Consider the following 21,508-nt stretch of genomic DNA (forward strand, 5'->3'; position numbering starts at 1 on the left):
AGTATCTTCCTTTTTGAGGGCTTTTCATATTTAGAGATTTTATGAATTACTTTCCATCGGACTTCAATAAGATGCTAGCCGGGGGTGCTTTTTTATTTCCCCCATGATCCGGATGAATAAATGTGTGGAAAAATAAACGAAGAAAATACTTTTCCTGTGTCTGAAAAACATTGCTCATTCCATCTGTAATCAAAAACAAATTTTGCAAATCCTGTTCTTCTAACCAATCCTGGTCGAGCGACTTAAACATCCTCTGGTAAGGCACATAAGTACCATCCGATTTTTGTATACTAACCGGATTCACAATTTTCCCATCTTTAACAGTTGCTTTAGCCATGTAGCATTCACTTTTTCCTTGATTGATTACCGTCATCACAGCCTCATGTTCTCCGTCTGAAACTTCATAAGCCCCTCTCTCATGAAAAGAAATATAATAGTTGCTATAGCAACCTTGTACCCCTGAAGCAAAAATACTTTCTGCTCCTTGACTTTGCGAAAAGGATTTGAAAGAAATAAGAATTATTGCCGAAAATAAAATTCTGAATTTCATAAATAAACTGATTAATAAATTACAGGTTTAAATTGGGTAAAAAAATTTAAAAATCAAGCTTAAAAAGAAAATTAGCTCCTCCAAAAAGAGAAGCTAAACTTAAACCGATATTAGGCCTTTAACCTTGAGATTTAGCATATTCCTCCACAGCTCGCCACACCCTAAATATATTCCCTGAACAAATTTTTTGTATATCCTCTTCAGAGTAACCTCTTTTCAATAATTCAGCAATCAAATTGGGATACATAGAAACATCTTTCAATCCGGTAGGCAAGGAATCCCCCACTCCATCAAAATCAGATCCAAGCCCCACATAGTCTATACCTACCAAAGCTACTACATGATCAATATGGTCGGCAACTTTCTGTACGGTGGGAAAAGGATTATTGGCAGCAGTATATTCGGCAATATAAGCCTGAGCGGCAGAATCACTTCTACTGAGGTTATTCTCAGCAAGCCAGTTGACAATATGCTCTCTGACTTTAGCGGAGCCAGCAGCATATGCGGAGTCTATGAAACTACCCCCAAAATTGATCATCATTACTCCACCATTCTTCGCCATGGCTTGGATCAGTTCATCACTCATATTTCTCTCAAATCCAGGAGTGAATTTTCTTACTGAAGAATGCGAAGCTATAACCGGCACTTTGGTCACCTCCAAAGCATCCAAAAATGTTTCATCAGAAACGTGAGAAACATCTACCATAATCCCTACTCGGTTCATTTCTTGAACGACTTGTTTCCCATACTCGCTAAGACCATTGTATAGCCTTACCGTATCGTAACTACTATCTCCAATAAGGTTTGCCTTTCCGTGTGTGAGTGTGATGTATCGAATCCCTCTACCATGAAAATATTCAACATTGGCAATATCATCTTCTAATCCAGCACCATTTTCCATCCCCATAGGAAGAGAAATCTTTCCTGCAGCAAAATTGGCCTCGATGTCTGCTGGGCTATAAGCTATAGCAAATTTGTCAGGAAAAGTCTCTGTCAGTCTTTCGGTCATTAGGATAAGAGAATCCGCCAGGGCTTTGGAAGCGCCAGGGATTTGTTGATTTACTGCTGGGATATAAATAGACATAAAAGGAGCATCTAACCCTCCCTCTTTGGTTCTAGGATAGTCAAAATTCCCTCCATCAGTTCTTACAGAAACATCAAGAATTTCTCTTTGCAAGGTAAATCCGCCTACCTTCATTCGATAAGGCAAATCTACATGTCCGTCTACCATGATCGTTTTATGGGCAATTTCTGTAGCTGCTTGGAGCCGCTCTTCATCGCTCATGCTGGTATAATCAACTGCTACCTCTTTTGGCTGGCATGCCCAGGCCATTAAGCCAATTAATAATAGGGAATAGTTTTTCTTCATATTGGTTGGTGGTTATTAAAGAGAGAAAGATACTTTCTTTTTATGACTACTTTCAAAAAATTCCACTAAAGGCCATTTCAACCTTTTTAGAATTCATATCTTTTCATTTTTCACCCTTGTATTGTTCCATCTAGCAGTTAATCATTAACTTTTAATAGAAAAACCACCTTCAAATGAAAAAACTCATCTACTTAATTTTATTATCAGCGCTATTTTCTTCTTGTAATAGCAATGATGATTTACCGGAAATAAAAATCGAAATAGCCTCTGACCTTAGTCAAGATATTTCTGATGGAAGACTACTCTTGTTTTTCTCAAAAGACGATTCAAGAGAACCCCGCTTTTCTGTTTCCGACAATGTAAATACTGCCCAAGTTTTCGGAATGGATGTAGAGAATTTTGAACCTGGGTCTGTCATTGAGTTCAAAATGGATAGTTTTGGATACCCATTAGAGCAACTTTCTAATTTGGAGGAAGGAGACTATTTAGTACAAGCATTTTTCATCAAGTACGAAACCTTTGACCGAGGGGATGGCCATCAAGTAAAACTAGCCATGGATCAAGGGGAAGGAAGAAAATGGACCAGTACTCCAGGAAACACCTATTCATTGCCTATCTCCATTGAATGGAAGAAAGGAAATGACTACCAGCTAATTATCGATCAAAAAATCCCTCCAGTAGAAGAGCCAGAGGACACTAAGTTCATTAAGCATATCAAGATGAAATCCGAACTTTTGTCCGAGTTCTGGGGTAGGGATATGTTTTTAGGTGCCCATGTCTTATTGCCTGAGGGATTTGATGAAAACCCTAACCAATATTATCCTTTGATGGTATTTCATGGGCATTTCCCAAGTGATTTTGGGGGATTTCGTACCAGTCCACCAGATCCTAATTTAAGTGAAGACGATTTCTCTGCTCGTTTTGGAATCTATGGTTATGAGAAAATCCAACAGCAAGAAGCCTATGATTTTTACCAAAAATGGATATCGCCTGATTTCAAACGTTTTATTATTATCCAGATACAACATGCCAACCCATTTTACGATGACAGCTATGCCGTAAATTCTGCCAACCTTGGACCTTATGGTGATGCCATTACCTATGAACTTATCCCCTATATAGAAAAAGAATTTAGGGGAATTGGCGAAGGTTGGGCCAGGATCCTTTATGGGGGATCCACAGGAGGTTGGGAAGCTTTAGCTGCTCAGGTATTTTATCCAGATGAATATAATGGTTGCTTCGCAGCTTGTCCTGACCCCATTGATTTTAGAGCATTTACTACCATTAACCTTTATGAGGACCAAAATGCCTATTATCAGGATGGGGACTTTAAAAAGATTTTACGTCCTGGACATAGGGATTACCTGGGACATGTTTCTTCCATGGTGAAAGACATGAACCATAGAGAATTAGCAATTGGCGGGGTACAAACCAGATCAGGAGAGCAATTTGACATTTGGCAAGCTGTATATTCCCCGGTAGGACAAGATGGCTACCCGAAACCGATTTGGAATAAGAAAACGGGTGAAATTGATTCCGAAGTTGCTGAATATTGGAAAGAGAATTACGACCTTCGCTATATCATGGAAAGAGACTGGGAAACATTAGGGCCAAAATTAGAGGGTAAGGTGAATATTTATTGTGGAGATATGGATAATTACTATTTAAACAATGCGGTTTACCTCACGGAAGAATTTTTGGAGCAAACTCAAAACCCTTACTACAATGGAGAAGTGGCCTATGGAGATAGGGCTGAACATTGTTGGAATGGAGACCCTACCCTCCCAAATTACATTTCCAGACTCCGATACAATACGATGTACTTGGATAAAATCGAGGACCGATTCAAGGCCTCTGCACCTTCCAATTTTAATCAACAAAATTGGACGATCACTAAAAATTAATAGAATATGAAAAATGTATTAAAACCATGTCTTTACGGCTTGGGAGCTACTTTACTTCTTACTCAATGTAATCCTCAAAAAACAGAAGAATCCAACGAATCTGAAACTATGGTAGTGGAAGATGCCAAAACTCCCACATTAACCATGGTTTGGGAAACACCAGATAGTCTAATCACCTGTGAATCTATTTTATACGACCCTTATACAGGTAAAATCTACGTTTCCAATATTGAAGGAACTCCTACTGACAAGGATGGAAAGGGATCAATCTCCATCATTGATAAAAATGGAACCATCGTCACTCAAGATTGGGTAACTGGCTTAAATGCCCCAAAAGGAATGGCTATATCAGATGGAAAGCTTTATGTTACTGATATAGATCAATTGGTGGAGATTGACATTGAATCTGCTACAATCTCTAATAAATATCCAGTGGAAGGAGCCGAATTCTTAAATGATGTGGCTCAATACGAGGGCAAAATTTACTTCTCAGGAATGAACAAAGGCTTGTTACATGTACTAGATGGAGGCACAGTCACCACCATTTCAGAAGGAAACGCCTCCTTGAATGGAATAGCGATTGATTCGAATGGAACTATTTATGGACTAGATGGATCAGGATTGAAAAGATTTTTACCAGATGGAAGTTCTGAAATCATCAATGGAACAGTGACTGGAGGAGACGGTTTGATTATCTTGGGAGAGGGAAATTACGTCGCTTCAAGGTGGGTAGGAGAAATCTATTTTGTGAGCGGAGATGGGGAAACACTTCTTTTGGATACAAAAGATATAGAATCCAACACAGCGGATATTGGTTTTATTCCCGAGGAGAATTTAATTTTAGTACCAACTTTCTTTAAAAATAAAGTAGTTGCCTATAAATTAGATTACTAACAGGTATTCGAAATTTAGAAAGAGGTTGTATCCTAATTGATGTTTTCACATTTTGACACTGCTCAATGTGACAATATGATTATTGAAACAGCCCCTTTTTTTTTATCTGTCAATAAGGAAACTACTCGAATGTCAAGTTTGAAATCTCCTTATCTGGTTTTTTGTCCGTATCTTGTAGAAGATTTATACGTTAGATAAAATAAGTAACTTTTAATAGCAACTATCTAAAACCGAATCAATCACTTCACCCTAAGAAGTATTATTATGAGAAATATAAAACCAATAGATTACGAGCTGGAGAAAAACATGGAGGTTATCTCCCAATTAGATGACCAGGTGGGAGAGGCTGTTGAAAATATTTTGGTAGATCCGGAAACTTGCTGGCAGCCATCTGACTTTTTGCCTGATTTTGGTAATCCAGATATTCACGACGAAATCAAAGCTTTACAAAAAAGAGCTGAAGGAATTCCCGATACAGTTCTTACCTCTTTGGTAGGAAATATGATCACTGAGGAGGCCCTACCTTCCTATCAAACTTATTTCAATTTATTAGAAGGCATCAATGAGGATAGAAGCTTAGTTTCTCCCTCTGGTTGGGTAAGATGGTCAAAAGCGTGGACTGCTGAAGAAAATAGACATGGGGACCTGTTGAACAAATACTTGTATATGACGGGCCGAGTAGACATGAAAGCGGTAGAAATCACGATCCATAGATTATTGACTAATGGCTTTGACCCGAAATCTGAAAGTGACCCTTACCAGGCCATGATTTATACATCTTTCCAAGAAAGAGCTACTAAAATATCTCATGTAAACACAGGCAAACTTGCTGATAAAGCTGGGGACCCAGTCCTTTCCAGAATTTGTAAAACGATTGCAGGTGATGAAGCAAGACATGAAAAGGCTTATAAATCATTTATGTCAAGCATCTTTGAAATTGATCCTAACGGAGCCATTCTTGCTTTTGAAAAAATGATGAAAAAGCAAATTGTCATGCCGGCAGTATTGATGGGAGAAGGCGGTCCTAATCCATCTATTTATACTAGATTTTCTGAAATCACACAAAAAGTTGGGATCTACACTGGCTGGGATTATGCCAGAATCATCGATCATTTGGTAAAACTTTGGAAAATCGAAAACTTAACTGGATTGAATGATGCTGCTTCCAAAGCGCAAATATATCTCTCCAAATTAGCTGAAAGATACATGAGGGTGGCTGATCGAATGAAAGCACCTGATGAAATCCAACTTGCTTGGTTAAAATAATCAACTCTCAAATTGATAAACCAATTGGGAAAACCTCTTCATTACTGGAGAGGTTTTTTTTTACTTTATCCATAGAAACAAGTAACTTTTTACACCAAACAAATATCGCAGGACAGCAGCCATGAAAAAGATTATCCTACCTTTTCTCTTTTTGATAGTAATAGGAATGACCCAAGCTCAATCCGTTCTAAAAGTCAATCAGGAAAGACTTTTCAATTCTATCCAACAACTTGCTACCTATGGAAAAAACCCAGCCGGAGGTTCAGATCGTGTAGCATACAGTAAACATGATATTGCTGCTAGAGCCTATGTCAAAGAATTGATGATTGGGGCGGGATTGGAAGTAAGTGTGGATTATGCAGGAAACCTGATCGGAAAAAAGGCAGGGAAAAACCCTAACCTGAAACCTATTGCATTTGGGTCACACATCGACGAAGTCCCCAATGGGGGTGATTATGATGGACCTGTCGGGTCTATGAGTGCCATAGAGGTTGTACAAACTCTTTCTGAGAATCAAGTGACCACTAACCACCCTTTGGAAGTCATTTTATTCACCAATGAAGAAGGGGGCGTAGTAGGAAGCCGAGCTTTAGTGGGTCAATTAAGTACAGAAGCTCTACAGGTTAGAAGTTCCAGCGGCTTGACTCAATATGAAGGTATCAAAGCGGTAGAAGGCAACCCAGATCGAATTGAGGACATCAAAAGAAACAAAGGTGATCTCGCTGCTTTTTTAGAATTACACATTGAACAAGGAGGCAATTTGGATCGAGAAGGAGTAGCTATTGGAGTGGTGGAAGGTATTGTTGCAATTCAATGGTATGAATTTACTTTTAAAGGGTTTGCAAATCATGCAGGAACCACTCCAATGAATATGAGAAAAGACCCCATGCTTCCAGCTGCAAGGTTGATTCTTGCTGTAAATGAAATTGTTAATTCATTTGATGGTGCACAAGTCGCCACTGTAGGAAAAATCGAAGCCTTCCCAGGAGCAGGAAATGTAATTCCCGGAGAGGTGAAATTGAATGTAGAAATCCGGGACTTATCTTCTGAAAAAATCCATCAGGTGTACCAAGCTATTGAAAAGAAAGCTCAGATGCTAGCAAAAGAAAGCGGTACCGAAGTCAGTGTCCACCATATTGAAGTAGCCAGTAAACCGGCTTTGGCCAACCCTGAAATTCAAAAAGTTATTGAATCATCCGCTAAGGAATTAGGCCTAAGCAGCATGTACCTACCTAGTGGAGCAGGTCATGATGCCCAAGAAATGGCACGGCTTGCCCCTATAGGGATGATTTTTATTCCTAGCAAAGATGGGATCAGCCATTCCCCTCAGGAATATTCCTCTCCTGAAGATATCGGCAATGGAGCCAATGTATTACTAAGGACCATTTTAACCTTGGATAAACAGCTTCAATAAATCATCAAACACTAAACTTTTTTAATCCCAATTTCATTTAATGTATATACATCAAAAATTTTCGTCATGTCTCAAATCAAGAAAATTCACCCTGCCGAATATAGACCAATAGCAGACCTTATTACTTATAGTCCAATGCCTACCCGGCAGCTTCAACAAATTGATCCTTTTATCTTTTTGAACCACCATGGTTTTCAAACCTATCCTGCTACTAATAATGGTTTGCCTTTTGGCCCCCATCCGCATCGAGGAATGGAAACAGTTACCTTTATTTTGGAAGGAGATATCATGCATTTAGATTCCTCTGGTCATGAATCTGTCATAGGCCCTGGCGGAGTCCAATACATGACCGCAGGGAGAGGATTAATTCACTCAGAAGTCAGCAGTTCAGAATTCAAGAAAAATGGAGGAGATTTAGAAATCCTTCAGCTATGGTTGAATTTACCGGCTAAGTTAAAAATGACTGACCCCTTGTATGTTGGGCTTCAAAAAGAGGAAATCCCCAGCTTTACATTGGACGAGGGAAAAGTAACAGTTCAACAGCTTTTCGGAGAATGGAATGGGGTAAATGGAGCTTTTAAAGAATCCTTTCCTCTTAACATGAGCACTATTTACCTAAAAGAAGGAGGAACCTTCAAAAAACAAATCCCGGCATCAGACAACATCTTTTTCTACATAGTCCGTGGTGAACTTGCCGTAAATGGGCAATCAGTGCCTTTTAGAAATCTGGTAGAATTTAAACTTGGAGAAGTGGAATTGGAAGTCACAGCATCTTCCGATGCCATTTTAATCTTGGGACATGCTCAACCATTTAATGAGCCTATGGTCGCCCAAGGTCCATTTGTCATGAATTCTGAGGAAGAGATTCACCAAGCATATGAAGATTACCGGAATGGTAAATTTGGTTCTTGGAAGCATTAACTATCGATAATATCCTGGGAAATCAACCGATAGATTTCAGCAAAAGACTCATTGTAATTCAAAAATCTATGATGGTTTTCCAGGGTCTCATAATCTTCCCTACTTGCAGGTCCAGTCTGTGCATTTTTAGCTCCTATTTGTAATGCTTTGGATATTTGCTCGATAATTAATGGTTTCAACATTTCAAAGTCTAGCCCCTGTCTTCGCATGATTTCTTCACTCATTCGAATCATATGATTGGTAAAATTGCTTGCAAAAACAGCCGCAACGTGAATAGCCAATCGGTCCTTGGACCTGACATTGTAATAATGGGATTTCATGCTTTTTGCCAACTTCCGAAGCTTTTGGAGGGTTTCTTCATCATCAGATTCCAGCAAAAATGCTACATCCTCAAAATCAATTTTTCTGGATTTGGTAAAAGACTGTAATGGATAAAATATCCCTGTATAAGTCGCCGAACTATAACCTAAAACATCCAAAGGCATAGCACCAGAGGTATGCACCAAAATACTTCCTTCTGGTAAAATCACTGAATCTGCCAACTCTGGTATTGCCTGATCACTCACTGCCAAAATAAAAATTTCTGCCTCAGATTCAGAAAAATCTAATTCATCTTTTGGCTCTGCAGTATATACCCTTTCTGTAATTTTTCTGGCACAAGAAAGATCCCTAGCATACACCTCTGTCACTTCATGCCCTGCATCTTCAATTGCCGGTGCTAAGTGCCAAGCCACATTTCCTGCACCAAGAATGGCTATTTTAAACTTCATAAACGAAATAAGGCAAAAAATAAGCACAATGAAAAGAGTGGGCTTTTTAGATCGATTCTTCTTGTTAATTTGAGCCGATTAGCGACCAAAAAAAAGCCATTCCTTTTGAATAAGGAATGGCGTATAATTTAAGACTTGAATCTCTTAAATATGCAAAGCCCTATTGTCGGTAGCTGCTAAACAGGCTTCTTTGAAAGCTTCAGTATAGGTTGGGTGTGCATGGGACATTCTAGCGATATCCTCTGCTGATGCTCGGTATTCCATCGCTACTACTGCTTCGGCAATCATATCAGCTGTTCTTGGGCCAATCATATGGACACCAAGAATCTCATCCGTTTCAGCATCTGCCAAGACTTTCACCAAGCCATCTGTATCCATAGAAGCTCTTGCTCTTCCAGATGCCATAAAAGGAAATTTACCAGCTTTGTATTTAATCCCTTTCTCCTTCAATTGCTCTTCAGTATATCCTACTGCAGCCACTTCTGGCCAGGTATACACTACCCCAGGAATTAGATTATAATTGATATGTGGTTTTTGGCCTACCAAAGTTTCCGCAACAAAAACTCCTTCTTCTTCCGCCTTATGAGCAAGCATCGCTCCTTTTACCACATCCCCAATAGCATAAATATTTGGCACGTTAGTTTGTAAATGATCATTTACTTCGATCTGTCCACGCTCTGTCAACTTCACTCCTGCTGCTTCTGCATTCAACCCATCGGTATAAGGCCTTCTACCAATAGAAACCAACACATAATCACCTTTCACTTCTACTGTTTCTCCTTTGTCATTATCAGCCTTCACCGTTACTTCTTTGCCTTTTTTCTCAACCGAGGTCACCTTATGCTTCAGGTAAAATTCAAAGCCCAATTTTTTCAAGGATTTTTGAAGCTCTTTGCCCATGGTTTTATCCATCGTTGGGATCAGAGAATCCATAAATTCAATCACTGAAACTTTGGCTCCTAGTCTTGCATAAACAGAACCAAGTTCAAGACCGATCACTCCTCCTCCAATCACAACCAAATGCTTTGGAATCTCTTTCAGGTTCAATGCTTCCGTAGAAGTAATCACCCGATCTTTATCTAATTTAATAAATGGCAGCGAGGATGGCTTCGAGCCAGTGGCAATGATAATGTTCTTTCCTTCAATTTCAGAAGAAGAACCATCATCTTTTGTTACTTTGACGGTAGTTGAATTGACAAAAGAGCCCAATCCTTGATGAACATCAATCTTATTCTTTTTCATCAGGTATTGGATACCGTCCGTATTTTGCTTCACCACATCGTTTTTACGAGTGATCATTTGCTTCAAATTAACCTTCAAATTACTCAGGCCTATTCCGTGAGTTTCAAAAGTATGTGCAGCATTATGATAATGTTCAGAGGAATCCAATAAAGCTTTGGAAGGGATACATCCAACATTTAAACAGGTACCTCCTAAGGTGGAATATTTTTCTATTAAAGCGGTTTTCATCCCTAGTTGCGCGCAACGGATTGCTGCTACGTATCCTCCAGGGCCAGAACCGATAACTATTACGTCGTACATTTTTCTTTAGATTTTAGTAGCAAGTAGCAAGTATCAAAACCTGTACTTCCATTCAATTTATATACTTAAGTACCAAGAGGGGGAATAAACAACGAGCTCTATTGAATTCCCCCATACTTGATACTCTGTACTAGTGACTAGATACTTTTTAAACTCCAAACAACAATCTAGTCGGATCCTCAAGTAGCTCTTTTACTCTCACCAAGAAGCTTACAGACTCGCGACCATCGATAATTCTATGATCATAGGATAATGCTACGTACATCATTGGAAGAATTTTAACCTCTCCATTCACCGCCATTGGTCTCTGCACAATATTGTGCATTCCCAAAATAGCAGATTGAGGAGCATTGATGATTGGAGTAGACATCATGGATCCAAATACTCCACCATTGGTGATGGTGAACGTTCCTCCTGTCATTTCTTCAATAGAAAGTTTATTATCTCTGGCTTTTACTGCCAAACGCACCACTTCTTTTTCAATCTGATCAAAGCTCATTGCCTCAGCATTTCTGATGACTGGAACCACTAATCCTTTTGGAGCAGAAACTGCGATAGAAATATCACAGTAGTCATTAAAGACCATTTCATTTCCATCTATCTTGGCATTCACTGCTGGCCACTCTTGAAGAGCCACGCAAACCGCTTTGGTAAAGAAGGACATGAATCCAAGTCCCACTCCATGCTTCTCTTTAAATTGTTCTTTGAACTTAGATCTCAAATCCATGATCGGTTTCATGTTCACCTCATTAAATGTGGTCAACATAGCCGTTTCATTTTTCACAGAAACCAATCTTTTGGCAACCGTTTTACGAAGAGAAGACATTCTTTCTCTTCTTTCATTTCTAGAGCCAAGCACTGGTGCTGGCGCTTCTGCCGCTGGTGCAGGTGCGGCTTTGGCAGGTGCTGGCGCAGGAGCTGCTTTCTGGGCAGATTGGGCATCCTCTTTTGTGATTCTACCGTCTTTGCCTGTTCCTGATACAGATTCAGCGGAAATACCTTTCTCTGCTAATATTTTTGATGCCGCTGGAGAAGCATGTCCAGTCGCATAATTTGTGGATCCTGAAGCAGCTGCTGGTGAAGCACCTGCAGGAGCACTTGATTCGGCTGCTGCTTTAGGCGCTCCATCTGTCACTTCAATTTTGCAGATCAATCCACCAATTTCCAATACATCTCCTTCTTGAGCTACATGTCTTAAAATCCCTGAAGCTTCTGCAGGTAATTCAAACGTCGCTTTATCAGAGTCTACCTCAGCAATAATTTCGTCCAAGGCAACATAATCTCCATCATTCTTCAACCAATTGGCAAGAGTCACTTCTGTAATAGATTCTCCTACTGTTGGTACAATCATTTCTTTAATTTCCCCAGTAGTGGAAGGCCCTGCACTCTTGGGTTCTTCTTTTTTTGGTGCTTCTGCAGGAGAGGAAGTAGCCGCAACTCCTTCTTCATCGATCGTACAGATAACAGCTCCAATTTCTAAGGTATCACCTGCTTGCGCATTGATTTTTAATATTCCGGTTGCTTCTGCTGGCAGTTCAAAAGTTGCTTTATCAGATTCCAATTCACAAAGGATCTCATCCATCTGAACCTGGTCTCCATCATTTTTAAACCATTGACCAACGGTAACCTCGGTAATGGATTCGCCTACTGCAGGCACTTTAATTTCTTTGCTCATGAGTTTTTCTTTTTTACTCTAACTAACTCAGTAGTGAGAGTTGGAACAAAATGATATGATTATTTCGGATTATTTCAGTTTTAAAGCTTTAGCAACAATTGTTTTTTGCTCTTCCACGTGCACTTTATTGTAACCTGTTGCAGGAGATGCAGATGATTTTCTAGCAACTACATCCATTGGAAGCTCTTTATAAAGCAATCTTAGGATATAATTCCAATATCCCATGTTTTCCGGTTCCTCTTGAACCCAAACCACTTCAGCTCCTTTATATTCCGCCAAAACGTCTATAATCTGCTTCTTTGGAAGCGGGTGAATTTGCTCAATTCTTACAATTGCTACATCTTCTACTTTTTCTTTTTCTCTAGCTTCATCCAAATCATAGTAAATTTTTCCAGAGCAAAGAATAACACGTTTTACCTTTTTGGCATCCACTGCTGAATCTTTAATTACCTCCCGGAATGAGCCCGATGTAAACTCTGCAATAGGAGATACCACTTTTGGGTGACGTAACAAAGATTTTGGAGACATAACCACACATGGTTTTCTAAATTCCCAAGCAAGTTGTCTTCTTAGCAAATGGAAGAAATTGGAAGGCTCTGTAATATTGGCCACGACCATATTGTACTCCGCAGACAACTGTAAGAATCGTTCAGGTCTGGCATTGGAGTGCTCAGGACCCTGACCTTCATATCCATGAGGAAGAAGCATTACCAACCCATTCATTCGTTGCCATTTTGATTCACCAGAAGAAATAAACTGGTCAATCATTGTTTGGGCACCATTCGCAAAGTCTCCAAATTGTGCTTCCCAAATAGTCAATGAGTTAGGATTAGCCATCCCGTAGCCATACTCAAAACCAAGCACGGCATATTCTGAAAGCAAAGAATTATAAATCTGAAACAACCCTTTTCTTTCCTTCATCTCTAATAAAGAGTTGTAAGGTTGATTAGTATTCGCATCATGGATCACCGCATGTCTATGCGAAAAAGTTCCTCTCTGACAATCCTGACCAGTAATTCTTACTTGCTTCCCTTCAGTCAGTAGAGAGCCATAAGCCAATAATTCTGCAGCAGCCCAATTCAATTCTTTGGACTTAAAGAACATATCTTTTCGTTGCTTCATTTGTGCTTCAATCTGCTTGATTGGCTTGAATCCTTTCGGCACAGTGGTCAAAGCATCAGCCACCACTTTTATGGTTTTCTCATCAATCCCTGTTTCGGGAGATTGGTCAAAATCAGCAGGAGTTGATCTACGTAAGTTGCCCCATTCTTGCTCAAACTTGGTAGCTTGATATGGCAATGGTTTTTCTTTGACCATATTCAATCTATCCTGAAGCAACTGACGGAATTCAGCGTCCATTTGAGAGGCAATCTTAGCATCTATATCCCCTCTTTCAGTCAATCTTTTTACATAGATCTCTCTTGGATTAGGATGCTTAGAAATCAAGTTGTAAAGCTCCGGTTGGGTAAATTTGGGCTCGTCAGATTCATTGTGTCCATGACGTCTGTAGCAAACCATGTCTACGAAAATATCTCTGCTGAATTTCTGTCTGAATTCTGCAGCCAGTTTCGCTGCAAAAACCACCTCTTCTGCATTATCCCCATTGACATGGATCACAGGAGCATCAATGATTTTAGCTACATCGGTACAATAGATTGAAGATCTTGCATCATCAAAATCCGTGGTGAAACCCACCTGATTATTGATCACAAAATGTATGGTACCTCCCGTGTTATATCCCTTAAGATCTGCCATCTGGGTTACTTCATACACAATTCCTTGACCAGCCACAGCCGCATCCCCATGAATTAATATAGGAAGGGCTTTTGTCTTATCCCCTTTATGCTCTGTATCAATTTTTGCTCTAATAAATCCTTCTACTACAGGATTGACAGCTTCTAAATGAGAAGGGTTTGGAGCTAATTTCAAATGAACTTTTTTGGAATCTGGAGTCACAATATCACTGGAGTATCCCATATGATATTTCACGTCTCCATCCCCCATTGTCAAATCAGGCTTGGCAGTCCCCTCAAACTCAGAGAAAATTTGTTCATAGGTTTTTCCCATGATATTAGCCAACACGTTCAATCTACCTCTGTGGGCCATACCAATCATCACTTCTTCTACTCCAAGTGAAGCAGCGGTAGTGATCACTGCATCCAAAAATGGAATAGTACTTTCTCCTCCTTCGAGGGAAAACCTTTTCTGACCTAGGTATTTAGTATGAAGGAAGTTTTCAAATACGACCGCCTGATTCAGCTTAAAAAGAATTCTTTTCTTTTCTTCTACTTTTGGATTGAAGGCCAAGGCTTCTTTTTCAACCTTTGTCTTGAACCAATCCAGCATCTCAGGATCACGGATATATAAATATTCAAATCCTATTGGACCTTCATATATCTTCTTCAAAGAATCCACGATGGTGGAAAGCTTAGCTTTACCAATACCAATTTCATTTCCTGCCTGGAACTCAGTATTCATGTCTTCTGATCCCAATCCAAAATATTCTGGATCAATTAGAGCTTTTCTATCTCTTCTTTCCCGTACAGGATTAGTTTTTGATCTCAAGTGGGCTCTAGATCGATACGCATGAATCAAGGCTCTCACCTTAATTTCTTTTGGAAGTTGCTCCATGTCCATGATGGTACCTGGAGTAGCCAAAGCACCATTTTTAGGCTGAGGCTTTCCATTAGAAGAAGAAGCTACATCCGAAGATTCAACATCGTAATTCGTCAATGCAAAATCAAAACCTTCGAAAAACTCTTTCCAGCTAGGATCAATTGAATTAGGTTCGCTTTTGTATGAAGCGTAAAGCTCATCGATATAGGATACATGAGCGTTGGCAATAAATGAAAATTTATCCATGATAGGTTATTCAGATCTCCACAAAACTATGGTGTTACTTTGACATAAAAAAACTGCATATTTGCATTTTCAAATATTCAATTCACTTTCACGAATTTCTTTAATAATCAGACATCTAGTGAATTTAAGAAGGAAATTTTGTAAGAGAATTAACAACATTTGTTTCCCAGCAAATACTTACGTATTAACTTAAAATATCCTAATAATGTTTGGCGATTTAAGTGTCTTCCAATGAAGATTTCTGTGAAAAGCATACCATCTTCAATCAAGCTAAAAAATCTATTAAACTTAATATATGGTTTATAAAAAGGGGGTTTACCAAAAAAATAAAAGTCTTCTGAAATTAGTATGATTACCGGAACTTAAAAAGAGATTTGATTTCAAATACAGATTAAACAAAAAAAAGCGGTGCTAAAATTAGCACCGCTTAATATAAGATACCTCTAATTAGTTAAGAGGAGGAAAAGGCTTTCCAGACTGAGCCTTAAGTGTAACTTCACCAGTTTCACCATCAGAATTCAGCCAAGTGAATACTAATTCTTCTGGAGAGCTGCTTATTACAGTCATAGAATAACTAGCTCCATATTTATCGGAACCAGACATTGTCAAATTACCACAAGCGTCGTTAATTCTAACGTTTCCAGAACCCCAAGAGTCTCCATAGCAATTCCAGAAACCGAAGGTACCATCAGTAATGGTATAAGATCCTGGAGAACTAGCAACTGGAGTAAATGTCGTAGTACCAGAAATAGTACCAGGACAAGACCCGTAGATAGAATCCATATTAGTAGCAGTGAATTCATAAGTACCTCCTAGGTCAGAAGGACAGATCACATTTACAAAATATTGGAAAGGTGAATCATAGAAAGGAGCACCTGACACGTTTCCAGAAACATTTTCTCTATTGAAGGATCTACCTTTATTATCATTCAGAGTTAAGCTGAATTCAAACACATCACCACCTTCAATATCACCTGGGGTAAGCCCCACAGCTGAGATGGCTTCAGAAGCAGAAATTTCAAAAGAAGTTCTTAAGAATCTTGACTCTGTATTAGGAGCAAAATCAGAAGCAGAAAGTGTCTTGATCAATACAGGCTCAGAAGGAGTATACTCCAAACCAACTCCTGTGATCAATCTTCTATGCTGCACTTTAATTTCTACAGTTTCCACTGTACCTCCATCCTCTATATCCACTGCCTCGAGGGTTAAGGCAAACTTCGAACTACCTAAACTAAAGTAGTTGAATGTGGTACTGGTTCTCGCAATGGTTCTCAAGTAAGCCGCAGTATCAAATTCCGAATATGGAATATTTGGTTCTACGAAGTCTCTACATGAGCTTAGGAATACTAAGGCACCGAGCAATAAACCAAAAGTATATTTTAACATTTTCATATTATATCAATTTTTTTGGTTAGTAAACCCAAGAATTACCTGCAGGATTATTATCCCAGAATACTTGTACATCAAGCCCAGACTTTTGAGTTGCATTTGTATTGGTTACCATGTAATTGTTTGGATACAAGAAAGATCTTGGGAAATTACCTGGATTAGCCTCAAGAGCAGGTTGCATATTACCTGGCTCACCAGTTCTCTTGTAAAGATTGTAGGCTTCAACACCATTTCCGAAAAGAGATAACCAGTATTCACGTCCTATGATATACATCTTGTCAGAAGCGTTATCATATTCAGCACCTACATAACCTAAGTATGCTTCGATGTCCTCATCTAATGAAGTATCTTGAGAATCAAAGAAATCATTAATAGCCCCAGCCTCACGAGTACTCAAAGCAAAGCTAGTTACATAGCTAATATGCTTCTCAATACCAGACATCATGAAGTCCTTAGCAGCAGCAGTATTGCCATCTATTTCTAGGGCAGCCTCAGCAAGCATGAAGTCAACATAAGCAGCCAACATAATTGGATATAGACCTTCACCTTGAGCTCCTAAAGCAGGGTTGTTAGTAGGAGAAGCAGAATCATTATCGAATCTACCACCTACAGGATAAATACCCCATACAGTTCTCTTCAAACCATCTGGTGGAACACCGTCTGGATCAAGGTGATCTCTACCCCAATATCCTCTTTCGCCTGGAAGACAGTAAATAAATCCACCAGCTAGGTAATGAGGAGGAGCGATTTGAGCGATACACTCAATTTCATCCACATTGGTTGAATTTACCAATACTTGACGATACCAGTAGAATCTAGCTCTTGGATCATCAAATCCTTTGGCTTCAGTCATATGCCACATGTAATAAGTGGAATGATAAGTACCTCCACCAGAAGTATAGGAACCAGCGAAGTTACCATGTCTAGAATCAGGGTTTGCACTAGAAGTACCGAATCTGAAGATAAAATCATCTCCTGTTTTCAGCATATTATTTTCTGCTTTCAACGCATCAATACCTGCTTTTGCAGCACCTTCCTGAGTCAATCTAAGATTTAAGAAATATCTTAGTTTTAAGGTATTAACCAATCTAGTCCACTTAGTATAATTTCTACCATAGTAGTAATCATTAGGAGAACCGGATCCTGCAGTAGCGAAGTGAGTTTTAGCTTCATCTAATAAAGTAGCAGCAGCTTCGTAAACAGATTGCCCTGGATCAACTTCTGGATTGAAGTTTGCAGCATCAACTGCTTGAGAATAAGGAACATCTCCATAAACATCCACCAAGTGGAATAACACCATTGCTTTAATGGTCTTCGCAATACCTAAATGTTTTTGCAAGTTACCTTCTTCAGCCAAAGGCTCTAAGAAAGCGATATCAGCAAGAATATTAGAGTAAGAATTAGACCACCAACCATTAGTAGACTGCACAGTATAAGCATTTTCATACAACGCGCTACCTTGGTTCACGATTCTTGTCAAAGACATTCCCGTATTTGAAATTCCTTGATAGAAGTCTTTATAATCTAGTTGAATCCTATTAAGTAGGAAATCTGGAGAAGCTGTTGATGCAGTTACCGCATTTGGGTTGTCTAGCAAATCTAAGTCGCAAGACGTCGCAAATAACATGGTTGCTGCACACAACAAACTATATATTAATTTTTTCATAGTAGTTTCAGTTTTGGGATTAGAATGCAAGAGTTACAGTTCCACCAAATCTTCTGGAGCTAGGACCAGTCACAAAGTCGAAACCTAGACCGTTACCAACACCAGTACCCAACACGTCCACATCGTAGTTCATGTTTGGAGGGAAGTTCAATGCTCTGAACCACAAGTTGCTACCACTAACTGCGATAGAAGCTCTCTTGAAAGGAGTTTTCGCCATCAAGCTTGTAGGCAATTCATACCCCAAAGAAAGTTCACGTAGACGAATCATAGAACCATCAAATACGTTTGCTTCATCTGCTCCTAGGTGATAACCACCGAAGAAATAATCAGAAGCGGAGATTTGAATATCGTTAGGAGTTCCATCCTCTTTCACACCTGGCATGATGAATGTCATCTCTCTATCTACCACTGGGTCTTTGGTTACACCTCTAGCCAATGTAGCAGTTACTGTATTAGAGAATACTGCTCCCTTATGTCTGTATTCCAACATTGCATTCAAAGTAAATCCTTTGAAAGTAAATGTGTTAATCCAAGAACCATTCCATCTTGGGTTTGGATCACCTAAGATTTGAAGGTCTGGATCTTGCTTTTGAAGACCGTTAGACAAGATGATTGGCAAACCAGTTTGCTCATCTCTTTCAAATCCAGAACCTTTAATAATGTTGAAAGGCTCTCCTGGAATAGCAAAGTTACCTAAGGTAGTAAAACCAGCTACTACGATTTCTTCCAATCCCTCACCCAATTCCACGGTTACTGATCTGTAAAGACCGAAGTTGACAGTAGAATTCCAAGTAAAGCCTGAAGCTGTAGATACCGGAGTAACTGTAGCTTGGAATTCAACCCCTCTAGTTCTAATCTTACCAATGTTGATATCAGTAGAAGTAAAACCAGTTGCTGGATCAATTGGAGCAGAAGTAATCAAGTCTCTTGTATTCTTCTCATACAATGAAAGGTCAAATCTCAATTTGTTGTTAAACATTACTGCTTCCACACCAAATTCCAATTCTTGCTGAAGCTCTGGCTTCAAGTTAGGGTTACCCAATCTATTACTTACAGAGTGAGTTTGAGTCAGTTGACCACCTCTTAGGAATGCCTGAGGATCTTGTACCAAAATATTTCTTGTTCTGTATGGACTTGGGAAACCAGCAGATGTACCATATCCTAATCTCAATTTCAAGTCATTCAAGGTAGAAGAGTTCCAGTCAAATGCAGTAGTTGGAATGAAGGAAACGGAAGCTCCTGGATACAAGATTCTTCTATTTTCTTTCTCTACAGTAGATGTCCAGTCATTTCTAGCAGAAAGATTGAAATACAAATAATTTGCATAATCAAATGTCAAGTTGGCATAAACCCCCATTCTTCTTTCTTCTTGGTTGTAGTTCAAGCCTCCAGAAGATTGACTTGTGAAGTTAGAGTGATTAAATAACCCGAAAGCCAATTGATTTTGGGATTCAATACCGGTTCTGTTGAATACGTCATATCTTGAGTTCCCACCCAATAATGCACTCATACCGAACTTATCTGAAAAATCTTTCTTCCAGTTTAAGATCAAATCCTGGTTCCAGATCGTATTTACAATATTTGCAGTTTCATAAAGACCAGACTGAATTGCCGCACTACCCGATCCAGCACCTCTGTTATATTTTTTCTCTTGCGTTTCAGAGTAAGTATCCAAACCGATTCTATAGGTAATAGAGAAATCATCAGTCAAATCATAAATTAAAGAGGTAGAGTTGAAGAAACGCTTCACGTCAGAAGTATTTTGATAATACTTCACTAACCACAATGGGTTCACGATATCATTACCTCCTCTATAGTATACAGATCCTCTAGTGATTGGATTTTCAAAAGGAAGTCCACCTAAATCAACTGATCTTGGAGTGTACAACACGTGCGAAAACGCAGATGGAACACCTCCGGATGGTCCTGAACCAAACGCAGCGTTTACTGGAGGAGACTGCAAGTCAGTGATCGCAAACGTAAAGGAAGACTTCACAGATAATTTATCAGAAATCGCTGAATTCACACCCAATCCGAAGTTGTACTTTTTCAATTCGTTACCTGGAGTAAATCCTTCCTCATCGGTGTAACCGAAACTTGCACTGTAACCAGTTCTGTCTGATCCACCCGCAATTTGAACGGAAGTATTACTGATCAAACCAGTTCTAAAGAACACTTCAGATGGATCAGCATATGCTTTGTAATCATACTTGATAGGTGTACCACCTACGATTCCACCTTCCCAAAACTCTGGGAATGCTTCTCTTACAGACGCTACAGAAGAAGAAGCGTAAGGGTGATTTACTTGTCTACCTTCATCCAATCTAGGACCGAAGTTAGAGAAGAAGAATCCTGGAGCTTGCTGGAAACCGTTACCGTAAGTAGTTCCATAAGTTGGCAATGATGCCGCTGTATTAGAGAATACAGACTGGTTAATGGTTACTTCAGCAGCTTTTCTTTTAGATGCACCAGACTTGGTAGTAATCAAAATTACACCATTTCTACCTTGGTCACCATAAAGTACAGTTGCAGAAAGACCTTTCAATACAGACATACTCTCAATGTTGTTTGGATCGATATCCAAGAAACGAGAAGAGGTAGTAGCACCACCTCGGGTAAATCCGTCGGTTGCGTTAGTGCTTGTGTTGAAAGGCACACCATCTACAACGAATAAAGGCTGGTTAGAACCAGTAGCAGAAGAGTAACCTCTGATTACCATGTTCGTACCAGAACCAGACATACCGTTAGTAGAGGTAATGTTTACACCCGGAACTTTACCTTGCAAAACGCGGGCAACGTCTTGCTCAGGACGATTTTCAAGTTGCTCGTCACCTACTGTGGTAACTGCATAACCTAAGGCTTTTTTCTCCCTTTCGATACCGATCGCAGTTACTACCACTTCGGATAGTTGAGCAGCGTCAGTTGTCAGGGTGACATTAATAATGGTTCTATTACCAATCGTCTCTTCAGCAGTCTCAAGACCGACAAAAGAGAAAATCAATACGTCAGAACCCGCAGGAACGTTAATGGAATAATTACCATCCAAATCGGTGGTAGTACCCACTGTCGTACCTTTCACGAGGACGGTTGCACCCGGCAAACCTAGTCCGTCTTCCTCGGAAATTACCGTACCGGTAATTACCCGTTGTTGCGCCGACACCTCATAACTGAGGGCCATGGTGAAAAGCGCAACAACAAAGAGTAAAGCTTTTCTCATAAGGTATTTAGTTTAGTTGATAAGCGTAAAGAAAAATTATTTGATTTTAATTTCAAAATAGTCCTAACG

14 protein-coding genes are annotated in these 21,508 nt (G+C 39.5%); 5 read left to right on the forward strand and 9 right to left on the reverse strand.

Annotated features, from left to right (window positions below; genetic code table 11):
- Positions 1-46 precede the first annotated feature (46 nt).
- Together JYB62_RS11420 and JYB62_RS11425 are read right to left on the reverse strand one after the other, a co-directional pair.
- Entirely contained in the window at positions 47-550 is a 504-nt protein-coding gene (locus JYB62_RS11420; RefSeq protein WP_205645574.1) for a hypothetical protein, read from the reverse strand.
- Positions 551-668: 118 nt separating this feature from the next.
- Entirely contained in the window at positions 669-1,919 is a 1,251-nt protein-coding gene (locus JYB62_RS11425; RefSeq protein WP_205645575.1) for a dipeptidase, read from the reverse strand.
- Between the two features lie 173 nt (positions 1,920-2,092).
- Between JYB62_RS11425 and JYB62_RS11430 the strand changes: the two genes are divergently transcribed.
- The 5 genes from JYB62_RS11430 to JYB62_RS11450 all read left to right on the forward strand — a co-directional run bounded on the left by JYB62_RS11430 (position 2,093) and on the right by JYB62_RS11450 (position 8,318).
- Positions 2,093-3,823 (forward strand): alpha/beta hydrolase-fold protein, encoded by a 1,731-nt coding sequence (locus JYB62_RS11430; RefSeq protein WP_205645576.1) that lies wholly within the window; start codon positions 2,093-2,095, stop codon positions 3,821-3,823.
- Between the two features lie 6 nt (positions 3,824-3,829).
- Positions 3,830-4,717, forward strand: a complete 888-nt coding sequence (locus tag JYB62_RS11435) for an SMP-30/gluconolactonase/LRE family protein (protein ID WP_205645577.1) — start codon at positions 3,830-3,832, stop codon at positions 4,715-4,717.
- Between the two features lie 264 nt (positions 4,718-4,981).
- A complete protein-coding gene (locus tag JYB62_RS11440; RefSeq protein WP_205645578.1) occupies positions 4,982-5,983 on the forward strand; it encodes an acyl-ACP desaturase in 1,002 nt (333 codons plus the stop codon).
- 121 nt (positions 5,984-6,104) lie between these two features.
- A complete protein-coding gene (locus JYB62_RS11445) occupies positions 6,105-7,397 on the forward strand; it encodes a M20 family metallo-hydrolase (protein WP_205645579.1) in 1,293 nt (430 codons plus the stop codon).
- Between the two features lie 66 nt (positions 7,398-7,463).
- Positions 7,464-8,318, forward strand: a complete 855-nt coding sequence (locus tag JYB62_RS11450) for a pirin family protein (protein ID WP_205645580.1) — start codon at positions 7,464-7,466, stop codon at positions 8,316-8,318.
- On the opposite strand, the gene JYB62_RS11455 is transcribed toward JYB62_RS11450, so the two are convergent.
- The 7 genes from JYB62_RS11455 to JYB62_RS11485 all read right to left on the reverse strand — a co-directional run bounded on the left by JYB62_RS11455 (position 8,315) and on the right by JYB62_RS11485 (position 21,439).
- On the reverse strand, positions 8,315-9,088 hold the full coding sequence (locus JYB62_RS11455; protein WP_205645581.1) for a Rossmann-like and DUF2520 domain-containing protein: 774 nt from the start codon (positions 9,086-9,088) through the stop codon (positions 8,315-8,317). The two genes, JYB62_RS11450 and JYB62_RS11455, sit on opposite strands and share 4 nt — an antisense overlap.
- Positions 9,089-9,232: 144 nt before the next feature.
- Positions 9,233-10,630, reverse strand: a complete 1,398-nt coding sequence (gene lpdA, locus JYB62_RS11460) for a dihydrolipoyl dehydrogenase (protein WP_205645582.1) — start codon at positions 10,628-10,630, stop codon at positions 9,233-9,235.
- Between the two features lie 148 nt (positions 10,631-10,778).
- A complete protein-coding gene (odhB, locus tag JYB62_RS11465) occupies positions 10,779-12,305 on the reverse strand; it encodes a 2-oxoglutarate dehydrogenase complex dihydrolipoyllysine-residue succinyltransferase (protein WP_205645583.1) in 1,527 nt (508 codons plus the stop codon).
- Positions 12,306-12,374: 69 nt separating this feature from the next.
- Positions 12,375-15,167: a 2-oxoglutarate dehydrogenase E1 component gene (locus tag JYB62_RS11470; RefSeq protein WP_205645584.1), complete on the reverse strand. Its 2,793-nt coding sequence runs from the start codon at positions 15,165-15,167 to the stop codon at positions 12,375-12,377.
- A gap of 447 nt (positions 15,168-15,614) precedes the next feature.
- Complete coding sequence (locus JYB62_RS11475; protein ID WP_205645585.1) at positions 15,615-16,559, reverse strand: hypothetical protein; 945 nt, start codon at positions 16,557-16,559, stop codon at positions 15,615-15,617.
- A 19-nt stretch (positions 16,560-16,578) separates the two neighbouring features.
- Positions 16,579-18,222, reverse strand: a complete 1,644-nt coding sequence (locus JYB62_RS11480; RefSeq protein ID WP_205645586.1) for a SusD/RagB family nutrient-binding outer membrane lipoprotein — start codon at positions 18,220-18,222, stop codon at positions 16,579-16,581.
- A 19-nt stretch (positions 18,223-18,241) separates the two neighbouring features.
- Complete coding sequence (locus JYB62_RS11485; protein WP_205645587.1) at positions 18,242-21,439, reverse strand: SusC/RagA family TonB-linked outer membrane protein; 3,198 nt, start codon at positions 21,437-21,439, stop codon at positions 18,242-18,244.
- Between the last annotated feature and the right edge of the window lie 69 nt (positions 21,440-21,508).

This window comes from Algoriphagus lutimaris (genome assembly GCF_017051705.1).
GTDB classification, from domain to species: Bacteria; Bacteroidota; Bacteroidia; order Cytophagales; family Cyclobacteriaceae; genus Algoriphagus; species Algoriphagus lutimaris.